Annotated in this window: 12 protein-coding genes; 7 read left to right on the top strand and 5 right to left on the bottom strand. The window is 64.9% G+C overall.

Annotated features, from left to right (window positions below; all coding sequences use genetic code 11):
• The first annotated feature begins 93 nt into the window (after positions 1-93).
• The 4 genes from UNPA324_RS16725 (at position 94) to UNPA324_RS16710 (ending at position 3,637) form a co-directional block, all read left to right on the top strand.
• Complete coding sequence (locus UNPA324_RS16725; protein ID WP_128920979.1) at positions 94-474, top strand: hypothetical protein; 381 nt, start codon at positions 94-96, stop codon at positions 472-474.
• A 74-nt stretch (positions 475-548) separates the two neighbouring features.
• On the top strand, positions 549-752 hold the full coding sequence (locus UNPA324_RS16720; RefSeq protein WP_128920894.1) for a hypothetical protein: 204 nt from the start codon (positions 549-551) through the stop codon (positions 750-752).
• A gap of 242 nt (positions 753-994) precedes the next feature.
• Positions 995-2,128, top strand: coding sequence for a glycosyltransferase family 2 protein (locus UNPA324_RS16715; RefSeq protein WP_128920895.1), 1,134 nt, complete (start codon positions 995-997; stop codon positions 2,126-2,128).
• 6 nt (positions 2,129-2,134) lie between these two features.
• The gene (locus tag UNPA324_RS16710; protein WP_128920896.1) at positions 2,135-3,637 is read left to right on the top strand and encodes a glycosyltransferase family 39 protein; all 1,503 of its coding nucleotides are present in this window, start codon (positions 2,135-2,137) and stop codon (positions 3,635-3,637) included.
• Positions 3,638-3,643: 6 nt separating this feature from the next.
• Here UNPA324_RS16710 and UNPA324_RS16705 read toward each other — a convergent pair whose 3' ends face one another.
• Both UNPA324_RS16705 and UNPA324_RS16700 read right to left on the bottom strand, forming a co-directional pair.
• The gene (locus UNPA324_RS16705) at positions 3,644-5,530 is read right to left on the bottom strand and encodes a CHASE2 domain-containing protein (RefSeq protein WP_128920897.1); all 1,887 of its coding nucleotides are present in this window, start codon (positions 5,528-5,530) and stop codon (positions 3,644-3,646) included.
• Between the two features lie 44 nt (positions 5,531-5,574).
• A complete protein-coding gene (locus tag UNPA324_RS16700; protein ID WP_164936442.1) occupies positions 5,575-6,099 on the bottom strand; it encodes a FecR domain-containing protein in 525 nt (174 codons plus the stop codon).
• A 653-nt stretch (positions 6,100-6,752) separates the two neighbouring features.
• On the opposite strand from UNPA324_RS16700, the gene UNPA324_RS16695 reads away from it, so the two are divergent.
• Positions 6,753-7,832: a DUF2778 domain-containing protein gene (locus tag UNPA324_RS16695; protein ID WP_164936443.1), complete on the top strand. Its 1,080-nt coding sequence runs from the start codon at positions 6,753-6,755 to the stop codon at positions 7,830-7,832.
• 7 nt (positions 7,833-7,839) lie between these two features.
• On the opposite strand, the gene UNPA324_RS16690 is transcribed toward UNPA324_RS16695, so the two are convergent.
• The gene (locus UNPA324_RS16690; protein ID WP_128920900.1) at positions 7,840-8,469 is read right to left on the bottom strand and encodes a glutathione binding-like protein; all 630 of its coding nucleotides are present in this window, start codon (positions 8,467-8,469) and stop codon (positions 7,840-7,842) included.
• 12 nt (positions 8,470-8,481) lie between these two features.
• The gene (locus UNPA324_RS16685) at positions 8,482-9,075 is read right to left on the bottom strand and encodes a cysteine hydrolase family protein (RefSeq protein WP_164936444.1); all 594 of its coding nucleotides are present in this window, start codon (positions 9,073-9,075) and stop codon (positions 8,482-8,484) included.
• Positions 9,076-9,203: 128 nt separating this feature from the next.
• Between UNPA324_RS16685 and UNPA324_RS16680 the strand changes: the two genes are divergently transcribed.
• Entirely contained in the window at positions 9,204-10,037 is an 834-nt protein-coding gene (locus UNPA324_RS16680) for a LysR family transcriptional regulator (protein WP_128920902.1), read from the top strand.
• A 131-nt stretch (positions 10,038-10,168) separates the two neighbouring features.
• The gene (gene lepB, locus UNPA324_RS16675; protein ID WP_141935172.1) at positions 10,169-10,915 is read left to right on the top strand and encodes a signal peptidase I; all 747 of its coding nucleotides are present in this window, start codon (positions 10,169-10,171) and stop codon (positions 10,913-10,915) included.
• 121 nt (positions 10,916-11,036) lie between these two features.
• On the opposite strand, the gene groL is transcribed toward lepB, so the two are convergent.
• Positions 11,037-12,677, bottom strand: a complete 1,641-nt coding sequence (groL, locus tag UNPA324_RS16670; RefSeq protein WP_141935171.1) for a chaperonin GroEL — start codon at positions 12,675-12,677, stop codon at positions 11,037-11,039.
• Positions 12,678-12,702: the final 25 nt, after the last annotated feature.

Raw genomic sequence — 12,702 nt, 5'->3', positions numbered from 1 at the left:
AGGGGGACTTCATCCTAGTCAAACGAGTTGTGATTGGCCAGTTCTCGCCTCCAGTCTAAGCTCGGCAGCGCGATCTGCGAGAAGGAGAACAAGATGCGGATGCCAATGCTGGGAGCGGCGCTCGTCATGATGACATCTGCTGCCATGATGTCTTCAGTCATGGCGGGTGACGACGATGCCAAGGGTGCGCAGAAGCACGCCCAGCTGGGCCGCGACGATTACTGGCATTGCCTGGCGCGGGAATATTCCCGCGAGGCCAATCAGGGAATGACGGAACAGGATTTTGGCCGTTCGGTCGCGACCGCCTGTCCGTCGGAGCGGCAATATTACCGGGTGGCGCTGCTCGACTATCTCACCACGCAATATCCTGACATCGATGCCGGCGCCCATCTCGCGACCGCGAACAGGGCGGTGGAGTCCGCGCAGAAGGACATCGTGACGGCCTTCGTCAAGCACAGGCCGCCGACGAAGTAAGGACGTGGTGGCCCTTCCGGCGCCTCGCGCATCCGTGGTATCACAGGGCGCATCTGGGACAGGGATGGGTTTCCATGGCGTCTGAGTCGGTGGGGGGCATTTTGGGCGCGATCGTTGCCGCAATCGTGCTTGCAGTCGCCGTCGTGTTCGGGCCGATTGGCCAGTACGGCAAGCCGCCCAAACCGGCAAAGGTCGAGCCGGCCCCGACTGCGGCACCCGCAGCCCCCGCCGCGCCGGCGCCGCGGGGCCCGATCATCCGGGAAGTGCCCAACCAATAGGGCACAAGAATTCCGGTTTCCGGCCCCTTGCGGAGCGGTCTTGCCGTTCCTATCTAGCCCCTAACGGCGACGTTGAGCAAAAACTCCGGCGCTGGGACGACCTTGGAATAGCTTGGGCTTGCGCCGGATGTACGCGCGGCCCGCCGTTCCGGGGTCGTTGGCATTTTGGGGCCCCTTTTGGGGCGTTTCCCACAGACCCCCCGGCTTGGCAGCGCAGGATGCGGCAGATATACGCTGCCGTCATGAATGAAGCGATCAGACCGGGCTCCGACATTCCGCAGCAGGCTCAAGAGGGCCCGGAACTGTCGGTCATCGTCCCGACCTTCAACGAGCGCGACAATGTCACGGTGCTGTACCGGCGCCTCGAGGCAACGCTCGCCAACGTCGCTTGGGAGGTCGTGTTCGTCGACGACAATTCGCCCGACGGCACCTGGGACGTCGTGCGCGCGCTGGGGCAGCAGGATAGCCGCGTGCGCTGTATCCGCCGCATCGGCCGCCGCGGTCTGTCAGGCGCCTGCATCGAGGGTATCCTGGCGTCCAGCGCGCCCTTTGTCGCCGTGATCGATGCCGATCTCCAGCACGACGAGACGCAGCTGCCGAAGATGCTGTTGCTGCTCGCGAGCGACCAGGCCGACCTTGTGGTCGGCAGCCGCTACATCGAGGGCTACAAGAGCGAAGGCTTCAACAAGCAGCGCGCCGGCGCCAGCGCGCTGGCAACCGAGGTCGCCAGGAAGATGCTCCGGGTCGAGATCGCCGATCCCATGAGCGGCTTCTTCATGATCCGACGCGATCGGTTCGAACAGCTCGCGCCAAAGCTTTCCGTGCACGGCTTCAAGATCCTGCTCGACGTCGTCGCGACCGCGCATGGCACCTTGCGGGCGGTCGAGATTCCCTACACCTTCGGCGCCCGCCAGCACGGCGAGAGCAAGCTCGATTCCATGGTTGCGCTCGACTTCCTCGGCCTTGTGCTCGCCAAGCTGAGCAATGACATCGTCTCGCTGCGCTTCATCCTGTTCGCGATGGTCGGCGGCATCGGCCTCGTCGTGCACTTGACCACGCTGTTCATCGCGCTTCAGTTGTTCAAGGTGCCGTTTGCGGAGGCGCAGGCCGCCGGCGCCATCGTCGCCATGACCAGCAATTTCATCCTCAACAACTTCCTCACCTATCGCGACCAGCGGCTGAAGGGTTTTGCGCTGCTGCGCGGCCTGATCGCCTTCTACATCGTCTGCAGCGTCGGACTGCTCGCCAATGTCGGCGTCGCCTTCTCGGTCTACGACCAGGAGCCGATCTGGTGGCTGGCCGGCATGGCCGGTGCGCTGATGGGCGTGGTGTGGAACTACGCGATGTCCGGCCTGTTCGTCTGGCGCAAGAAATAGCGCGATATGGGCGGGGCTGACGCGCGGATCGTCCGCAATACCGCGCTGCTGATTCTCGCGCTGGTCGGCTTACGGCTCGTCGCGGCCGCCTTCACGCCGATCACCTTCGACGAAGCCTATTACTGGATGTGGTCGAAGAACCTGGCCGGGGGTTATTACGACCACCCGCCGATGGTGGCTTACGTGATCCGCGCCGGCACCATGATCGCCGGCGATACCGAGCTCGGCGTCCGTCTCGTCTCGATCCTGCTGGCGCTGCCGATGAGCTATGCGATCTACCGCTCCGCGGCGATCCTGTTCGGCGGGGTACGTGTCGCCGCGACCAGCGCCATCCTGCTCAACGTGACGCTGCTGGCCTCCGTCGGCACGCTGATCGTGACGCCGGATGCGCCGCTGCTGGTTGCCTCCAGCTTCGTGCTGTTCTTCCTTGCCAAGGTGCTGGAGACCGGCCGCGGCGTCTGGTGGCTCGCGGTCGGCGCGGCCGTCGGCGCGGCGCTGCTGTCGAAATACACCGCGATGTTCTTTGGCGCAGCGATCCTGATCTGGCTCGCTTTCGTGCCGAAGCTGCGGCGCTGGTTTCTCTCGCCCTGGCCCTATCTCGGCGGCCTCGTTGCGCTCGCGCTGTTCGCGCCCGTGATCCTCTGGAATGCGGACCATCAATGGGTCTCGTTCGCAAAGCAGCTCGGCCGTGCGAAGATCGAGGACTTCCGCCCGGTCTTCATCGCCGAGCTGATCCCGACCCAGATCGCGTTCGCAACCCCGCTGGTCTTCATTCTCGGCGCGATGGGTCTGCATGCGCTGACTTGGCAGCGCGCCGGCGCGCTGGCCTCGCGCGTGCTGATCGAAGCGATGTTCTGGACCATCGTCGTCTATTTCGTCTGGCATTCGCTGCATGCCCGCGTCGAGGCCAATTGGTTCGCGCCGGTCTATCCGCCCTTCGTGATTGCTGCTGCGGTCGCCGCCGATCTCGTGCAGTGGAAGCCGCGTGCGCGGCGCCTGGTGGATTTCTGCCTGCGCTGGGCCGCGCCTGCGGGCATCGTGATGTTTGCTGCGCTCATCGTGCAGGCCAACACCGGCTGGCTGTCGGGCTATCGCCGCGATGCGACCGTGCGCAGCGTCGGCGTCGGCTGGCGCGAGCTCGCTGCGGGGATCGAGGCCGAGCGCGCGCGCCATGGCGCGAGCTGCGTGCTCGCGCAGGACTACGGCACCACGGGCTGGCTCGCCTTCTATTTGCCGCGTGGCACCTGCGTGCTGCAGCAGAACCAGCGCATCCGCTGGGTCAACATGGGCGAACCCGATCCAAAATTGCTTGCGGGCAAGCTGCTCTATGTCGACGAGTTGCGTCCCGACGGTCACCCCCTCCTTAACGAGCTCTTTGCGAACGTCACGCAGGTCGCGCAATTGCAGCGCAAGCGCGGCCCGCTCGTGGTCGAGACCTACGGCATCGACCTGCTGGAGGGCGCCAAGGGCGACGTGCTCGACCGCTCACCGCCGCCGGAAGCAAGGTAATCCATCTCAGTCGATCGCCTCGGCCTCGGCCGCGGCCTGCGTGGGCCTGTCCTGATCGCGCCAGAACCACACGGTCACGACGCCTGAGCGGCCGCGGACCTGGGCGAGCAGGGGGCCCGACAGAACGCCGTCGGGAGCCCCGTGGAAGTCGGCCGTATCCAGCAGCGTATCGCTCAGCGCGAGCCGCGCTCCGTTCTGGACGGCCACCTCCATCAGCCGGCTTGCGACGTTGACGGTGTCGCCGGTCGCGGTGATGTGCTGGTGGCTTTCGCCAAGGCGCGAGGCGACGATCTCGCCGAAATGGGCGCCGATCTTGAAACCGAGCCGATCGCCGATGGCCGATGGCAGCGAGGCGATCCAGCGTTCGACGCTGCGATGCAGGTCGATCGCGCATTTCAGCGCGCGCGCCGAATCATCGGGCCTCGCGCCCGGAAGCCCGAACAGGATCATGGCGCCGTCGCCGAGAAAGCCGGTGATGGTGCCGCCGCAATCGACCGCAATCTTGTCGATCAGCGCGTGAAATGCCTTCAGGATCTCCTGGATCGCGTCCGGATCGGTCTGTTCGCTCACGCCCGTGAAGCCGGAGAGATCGATGAAAACCACGGCTGCGTTTTGCCGGACGGGCTTGGACAGGAAATTGGGATCGCGCGCCAGCCACTCCTGCACCGCGGGTGCCTGGAACTGGGCGAGCGACCTGCTCTTGGCGGCGAGATATTGCGTGCGGCGGCCTCCGGCCCACAGCTGGACACCGGCAAAGATCGCAACCGGGGGCACTGCGGCGGCGAGCGTGGTTGCCGCATTCAGCCAGAGGCCATGCGTGAACGCGAACGCATTGAGGCCGGCCCAGGCGATCATCAGAGCGGCCGCCGCCACGATGCCGAGCGCGCTGCGCCGCCAGGCGAGCAGGCCGACCAGCAGCATCGGCAACAGGATCGCAGCGAGCGCGTCGGCGATACGAACCCTGTGATCGCGCACGATACCGTCGCCGGCCACGAGATGCGTGATCGCAGTCGAGACCACCTCGACGCCGGGCATCAGGGAATCGAACGGTGTGGGATAAAAGTCGCCACCGCCGGCGACCGAGGCGCCGATCACGACGATCCGGTTCTCGATCGCCGCGCGATCGAGCGTGCCGTCGAAGATGCTCTGTGCGCTGACGGTGCGGATGGTGCGCCGCGGACCGTAATAGGTGATCGGCAGCGCGAATTCGCTGTCGGTCGGCACCGCACGGTCCCCGAGCATGAGATGATCCGAGGTGATCGTCAGCGGCTTGTCGAGCGCGCGGCTGGCGACGCGCAGGGGGAACGACAGTTCGACCTTGTCCTGCGTCCGGAACAGCATCGGCACCGAGAGCGGCGAGCCCGACTGTCCCGTCGCGACATTGACGACGCCGACCTCAGCGTGGTCAGCGAACGGCGGCAACGGCAGCAGGAAGCGTTCGGCCTGCGGCAGCATGGCGAGGGGACCCGCGCTGCTCGGCTCCACGGTCTCGCTGGCGGACGGGAAGATCGCTGCGGCGGCCAGAACCATGGGGCCGGTGGCAAGCGTGTTGGCGAGCGTCGCGTCACCGATCGCGGCGCTGCGGTCGACGAGCAGGAGATCGATCGCGACGACCTTCGGCTTGAACTGCACGATGGTGTCGACGACGCGGGCGAGGTCGGCACGCGGCAGCGGATAGCTGCCGCCGCGCTTCACCACGGTATCGTCGATCGCGACGATGGTGACGAGATCGGGCGGACGCTGCACGCCGCGGACCTGGGTCCGCCAATCGGTCAGCGTTGCCTCGAGGCGGTCGAGAAAACGGAGATGGCCGGTGGCATGCGCGGCATAGATGCCCGCCCCCCACAGCGCGGTGAGGACGAGGGCCACCAGGATCTGAACGCGTCTAGTCACTAGGTACTGCAATCTTCTTTGTTCTACGTCTTACCGGCGAAACCTTATTGACCAAGCCTTCTCATGAGCGTGTCGACGCGCGGCTGGCCCCATGTCTTGACGGTCAATGGGCCGGTCGCTTCCACGTCGACGCCTTCGCCGGGGCCAAGAACGACGCCGCGCCCGCGGCTCCTGCGATTGACGCCGACACGGCCGTCAGCGACGAAGACGGAGGTCTTGGCCTCAGCGACATCGACGGCCCATCTGGTGCCGCGCACCGCGGCGATCGCCTGCGGCGTCAGCACCTTGAAGGGGTTGCCGCCCGCCTTTTTGGGCACTTCGACCAGCAGCGCTCTGCTGCTCAACTCGACGGAGTCTATATGTCCGTCGCGGTTGGCGTCCTTTAGTTCAAATCTGGCGCCGTTTTCTGCGACAATGGTGATCCCGTTGTCGCACCGCCACACTTGTGTCCCTGCGGTGGATGGCGATGCCGTGCAGCCCGCATTGGCAGCGGGCTGTGCACTTGCAGAGCCGATCAACAGAAACGACCATGCGAGAGCGTAAAACCCGGCGCGCGCGACCCCATTCATGCCAGCCTCCGTTTGCGTGCTTGGCACAGTTCGAGGCAATGTTGATACGGTACCGTATCACACGCAGAGGCTGCTGAAAAGTGCCGTCCTCGCAGCTATTTCGCCGCTGCGGCATTTGCCAGTCCGGTGCGATCAACTTTCGGTCAGGGGGCCGTACCACGTTGAGGACACCGCGCCGCGTGCGACGCGGGAGCGTCTACCGCCGGCGCCGAGAGAGGGGAAGGGACCCATCGCAACGCCAGCCTCGCGCAACGCTTCCCCGTTATCGTCCGGGCATTGAAGACCACGAAAAGGACTTGGTTGGATGCGCTTAAGAAGGCGGCTAGAGACGTCTGCTGAATGCGCCGATCCGGCCGAGAATGATGGTTAACAGACGCGCCTAAGTCCGTAGTTCTGCGGGCTTTTTTCTCAGAATGAGACAGCGTTGACGAGCCGCCCCACATCTGCCCGAACTTAATCCGCATTTAACTAAAAGTCGCCTTAATGACGCTCCGACCCTCTGCGAGATGCTGTTCCCGGATCGTGACCAGCGGCACTTTGAAGGGGGACTGAGTGACACCGTCCTGGACGCAAGGCGAATGAGTACGAGTATCGCTGCGCATAGTTACGCGGCACGGAAGTCCAAGAATTCTCTTCGGAAGCCTTCCCGGAAAATGACCACGACCAATTGGCTCGGCGCCGCGGCGATCGGCTGCGCCATGATGGGCGCCGGCTGGACCATCTACAGCAACGTCTTTGGCGCGAGCGTCTACCCGACCGTCGGCAGCATTGGCTACGACGAGCCCGTGATCAAGCGGGCGCCCAAGGTCGCGCTACGCGAGGCGGGCGACGCCATCAAGGAAGCTTTTGCGCTCCTGCCTGACCGGTTGCAGGTCGCCGCCCCGATCTCGCGCGAGATGTTCAACGAGCGCTTTGCCGCAGCTGCGACCCAAGGTGTGGCCTCGAACGCGGCCAGCGCGGCGCCGGCGACCCAGGTTGCGGTAGCCAAGGATCCGCCGAAGCAGAGCGTGATCGCCAAGGTTGCGGAAGCGCTGAAGCCGTCGGCCCCGGCCAAGATTGCTGACAAGACCGCGGACAAGACCAAGCGCGCTCCGGATGCTCAGATCCAGCTTGCGTCGGCCGATCCGGCCCAGATCGTGCCGGCACCCGAAGCGAAGAAGTCGTTCGCGGACCGCGCCAAGGCCGCGGTGATGTCGATCACCGGTCCGCGCCAGTCGATGGTCGAAAAACTCTGGGGCAAGCGCGAGCCGTCCGGCGGGCTCCTGGCCTATGCCTCGGCCGATGCCAGCATCACCGCGTCTATCGCTCCGAAGGAGCAGAACCCGATGTTCGGCGGCGCGCCGCCCTATGAGCGCGACACTGCCGTCTACGACATCACCGCCAAGACGGTTTATCTGCCTGACGGCACCAAGCTCGAGGCGCATTCCGGCCTCGGCTCGAATCTCGACGATCCGCGCTCGCAGCGCACCCGCATGCGCGGCGTGACACCGCCGCACATCTACACGCTGAAGCCGCGCGAGGCGCTGTTCCACGGCGTGCCGGCGCTGCGCCTGACCCCGATCGGCGGCGAGAGCGCGATCTACGGCCGCGACGGCCTGCTCGCCCATACCTTCATGCTCGGGCCGAACGGCGATTCCAACGGCTGCGTGTCGTTCAAGGACTATTACGCGTTCCTCGACGCCTACCGTAACAAGGGCATCCGCAAGCTCGCGGTGCTGGCGCGGGTGGAGTGAGGCGCGCTCACGCTGCCATCGCCTTGCGCAGCGCCATCTCGGTCGCGATCGCGCTCCGCACTGCCGGCCGCGTCTGCATGCGCTCGAGATAGGCCGACAAGGATGGCCATCGCGCGATGTCGATTCCCGCGGGACGGAGCAGCAGCAGGGCCCAGGTGAGGTGTGCGTCCGCGACGGTGAAGCTGTTGCCGACGAGGAATTCGCGCTCCGCCAGATGCTCCGCCGGCACCGACAATGTCTGTGCGATCCTTGCCCGCGGCTTGGCCAGCGAGCCGTCGTCCTTGTACCAGAAGGTCGGAAACAGGAATGCCTTGTGGATCTCTGAGCCGATGAAGCTCAGCCATTCCTGCAAGCGGTAGCGATCGACATCGCCCGGCCGAGGCGCGAGGCCGCTCTTGGGGTTCAAATCGGCGATGTATTGCAGCACCGCCGCGCTTTCCGTCAGGCGTTCGCCGTTGTCCAGCACCAGCACCGGTACCGCGCCCTTAGGGCTGATGCCGCGAAAATCACCGTCGTCGTCCACGATTTTCTTGGTCCAGAGATGCACCTGATGATAGCTCGCATCCAGACCTGCTTCCATCAGCGCGATGCGGCTCGAGAGCGAGCAGGCCATCGGCGAGAAGTAGAGTTGCAGCATCGCTTTGCTCCCTTATGTCAGCGCATCGCCGCGCGCGATGATCGCGAAGCGGTCGGATAGTTCGGCGAGCGCAACCTCGTGAATGGTCCGGGCGTCCAGCGTGCCGCCGCGCCCGTTGGGCAGGTCGCGCGTGGCGCAGGCATCGGCATCGATCGTCGCGCGAAAGCCGAGGTCGAGCGCGGCACGTGCAGTGGAGCTAACGCACATATGGGTCATGAAGCCGGCCAGCACGATGTTTTTCCTGTCGATCGCGTCAAGACGCGCCTTCAGATCGGTGCCGGCAAACGAGTTGGGCAGCTCCTTTTCGATCACGAGCTCGCCGGCTTGCGGCGTCAGCTCGGCGACAATGGCACCGCGGTCGGCGCTGCGATCGAACAGACCACCCGCCTTGCCGCGATGGGCGATGTGAATGATCGCGGCATTGGCCGCGCGGGCCTTTGCCAGCAGGGCAGCCGCGCGCGCAATCGCGGGCCTGGCGTCCGGCAAGGCGAGGGGGCCTGCGAGATATTCGTTCTGAATGTCGATCAGCACCAGCGCAGCGTCGGTAAGACGCGGCGGGGTAAGATCGGCGCCGGCGAGCTGCAGCAGGGTCTTTGCGGTCGTCATGATCTTGGAATCTCCGGGAGCGAATGGCAGGGCCAACATAGCCCCGGGGCTGCCTGCCGATATGCAGGGAGATTGCAGCGGGTGGCTGCGATATTGCAGGCTCGTCGCGGTCGATGTAACCTCACCCGATGAACTGGGACGATCTGCGCATCATCGCCGCCGTCAGGGACGAGGGCACCTATGCCGGCGCCAGCGCACGCCTGCGCATCGACGAGACCACGGTCGGGCGTCGGCTGTCGCGCATCGAGCGTGCGTTGGGCTTGCGCCTGTTCGAGGCTGCCGACGGCGTTCGCAAACCGACGCGGCAATGTGAGGCGGTGCTGGCGCATGTCGAGGCGATGGCCGCGCATGCCGCCGAGATCGGTCGTCTTGGTGAGAGCGTGGAAGGTCCCGTGGGGCGCCTGCGCATTGCATCCACCAACACGGTCGCCGAGCAGGTGCTGTCGCCGCGCGCGAGCGATTTCCTGCGCGCCAATCCCGGCTTGATGCTGCAGTTCCTCACCTCGAGTGAGAACGTCAAGTTCTCGCGGTGGGAAGCCGATCTCGCGATCCGCCTGCGCAAGCCCGACAAGGGCGACTTTGCAATCTCGAGGCTCGGCGACATCAAGCTCTATTATTTCGAGCCTGTTGCCACCGAAGGCGAGCCGATGCTCTGCGCCTATCCGGACGAGCTGGGTGCCATTCCCGAGATGCAATTCCTGCGCACCAGGAAAATCCGCGCCCGTTGCGTCACCGACAACGTGCGGGTCATCCGCAATTTGGTCCGCGCGCATCAGGCCGCCGGCGTGTTGCCGGAGTATAGTTGTGCGGATCTGCTCGGCGATCGCCGCCTGCGCGCCACGCTGCTGCCGAAGCGACGCGACGTCTGGCTCCTGGTGCAGAACCATCTCAAGCGCGACGCAGCGACGCGCGTGACGATCGACTGGGTCCGGCAGTGCTTCAAGGACCTCCCACAGGACTGACTGCCGGCGACGTTCGTGGCCTTCGCATTGAACGCCGTCAGCGCGACGTGCGACCAAGTTTGACGTTCGGCGGGATTGCGCGCGCGCCAAGGTTGCGTAATCTCGCGACGAGACTTGACCGGGGTGAGCGCATGACCAGTCTTTCGCAAACGATCCGGCCCTCGCGGGCGCAATCGCGCGAATGGAAGGCAATTCTCATCCTGATCCTGCTGGTCCCGTTGCTATGGTCGCCGCTGATCCTGTTTCGCTTCGTCCTGTATCAGCCGTTCAGCATCCCCTCCAGTTCGATGGCGCCGACGCTCATGGTCGGCGACTACGTCTTCGCCGTGAAATATGCCTACGGCTACGGGCGCTATTCCGTCCCCTTCGCGCCGTCCTGGATCTCGGGCCGCATCCTCGCCGCCGACCCAGAATACGGCGACATCGTCGTGTTCCGGACGGCGAAGGACAATTCGGCCGACTATGTCAAGCGCGTGGTCGGGCTGCCCGGCGACCGCATTCAGATGCGGCAGGGCCGGCTCGTCCTCAACGACCGTCCGGTGACGCGCGTCGCGCTGGAGGCGAAGCGGGCCGGTACCAGCTGCGGAGGCGATGACGAGGCGAAGGTCAAGCGCTGGCGCGAGACGCTGCCGAACGGCGCGTCCTACGTCACCAACGACTGCATCGACAGCGGCTATCTCGATAACACCAACGTCTTCACGGTGCCGCCGGGCCATGTCTTCGTGCTCGGCGACAACCGCGACAATTCCACCGACAGCCGCATGCCGACGTTCGGTTTCGTGCCGATGGACAATCTGGTCGGCAAGGTGACGCGGATCTTCTGGTCGCTGGACGAAGACGGCGAGCCGCGCATGGAGCGGCTGGGCAAGGTGCGGTGAGGCAAGGGCCTCTCCTCTCGTCATTCCAGGGCGCGACTTCGTCGCGCCCCGGAATGACGGTCCTCAAAACAAAAACCCCGGCATCGCTGCCGGGGTTTCGTAGTCTTTGAGGTAGCTGGACTTAGAAGTCCATGCCGCCCATGCCGCCGCCGGGGGGCATTGCCGGGCCGGCGCCGCCCTTCTTGGGCAGCTCGGCGACCATGGCTTCCGTGGTGATCAGGAGCGCGGCCACCGAGGCTGCGTTCTGGATCGCGGTGCGGACCACCTTGGTCGGGTCGATGATGCCCTTCTTGACGAGGTCGGCATATTCGCCGGTCTGGGAGTCGAAGCCGTAATTGTAGGCCTTGTTCTCCAGGATCTTGCCGACGATCACCGAGCCGTCTTCACCGGCGTTGATCGCGATCTGGCGAGCGGGAGCCGACAGCGCCTTGCGCACGATCTCGACGCCGGTCTTTTGGTCGTCGTTCTTGGTGCGCAGGCCCTTGAGCTGCTCGGAGGCACGGAGCAGGGCGACGCCGCCGCCCGGGACGATGCCTTCCTCGACCGCCGCGCGGGTCGCATGCATCGCGTCATCAACGCGATCCTTGCGCTCCTTCACCTCGACCTCGGTCGCGCCGCCGACGCGAATCACCGCGACGCCGCCTGCGAGCTTGGCAAGACGCTCCTGGAGCTTCTCACGGTCGTAGTCCGAGGTGGTCTCCTCGATCTGCGCCTTGATCTGGGAGACCCGCGCCTCGATGTCGGCCTTCTTGCCGGCGCCGCTGACGATCGTGGTGTTCTCCTTGTCGATCATGACCTTCTTGGCGCGACCGAGCATGTTGAGCGTGACGTTCTCGAGCTTAATGCCAAGGTCTTCCGAGATCGCCTGGCCGCCGGTCAGGATCGCGATGTCCTGCAGCATGGCCTTGCGGCGATCGCCGAAGCCCGGCGCCTTGACGGCGGCGACCTTCAGGCCGCCGCGGAGACGGTTGACAACGAGGGTGGCGAGCGCTTCGCCTTCGACGTCTTCGGCGATAATCACAAGCGGCTTGCCGCTCTGCACCACCGCTTCCAACAAGGGAAGTAGTTCATTCAACTGAGATAGCTTCTTCTCATTAATGAGGACGTAGGCATCATCCATTTCAACGCGCATCTTATCGGGGTTGGTGACGAAGTAGGGCGAGATGTAGCCACGGTCGAACTGCATGCCCTCGACAACTTCGAGTTCGGTCTCGAGCGACTTGGCTTCTTCAACGGTGATGACACCCTCGTTGCCCACCTTCTTCATCGCGTCGGCGATGAACTTGCCGATCTCCGCATCGCCATTGGCTGAAATCGTGCCGACCTGGGCGATTTCCTCGTTCGAGGTGACCTTCTTGGAGTTTTTGACGAGATCGGAGACCACGGCTTCCACGGCCATGTCGATACCGCGCTTCAGATCCATCGGGTTCATGCCGGCGGCAACCGACTTGGCGCCTTCACGGACGATCGCAGCGGCGAGCACGGTCGCGGTGGTGGTGCCGTCGCCAGCCGCGTCTGCGGACTTGGAGGCGACTTCGCGCACCATCTGGGCGCCCATGTTCTCGAACTTGTCCTCGAGCTCGATCTCCTTGGCGACGGTGACGCCATCCTTGGTAATACGGGGAGCGCCGAACGACTTGTCGAGCACGACGTTGCGTCCCTTCGGACCGAGCGTCACTTTTACCGCATTGTGGAGGATGTCGACACCGCGCAGCATGCGGTCGCGGGCCTCGACTCCGAATTTGACTTCTTTGGCTGACATAGTGGGTTTCCCTGAGTTTTTGACT

Source organism: Bradyrhizobium sp. UNPA324, assembly GCF_006658635.1.
Lineage (GTDB): Bacteria > Pseudomonadota > Alphaproteobacteria > Rhizobiales > Xanthobacteraceae > Bradyrhizobium > Bradyrhizobium nanningense.
The sequence above is the reverse complement of the archived record's forward strand: the minus strand, read 5'-3'. Positions and strand labels throughout refer to the sequence as shown.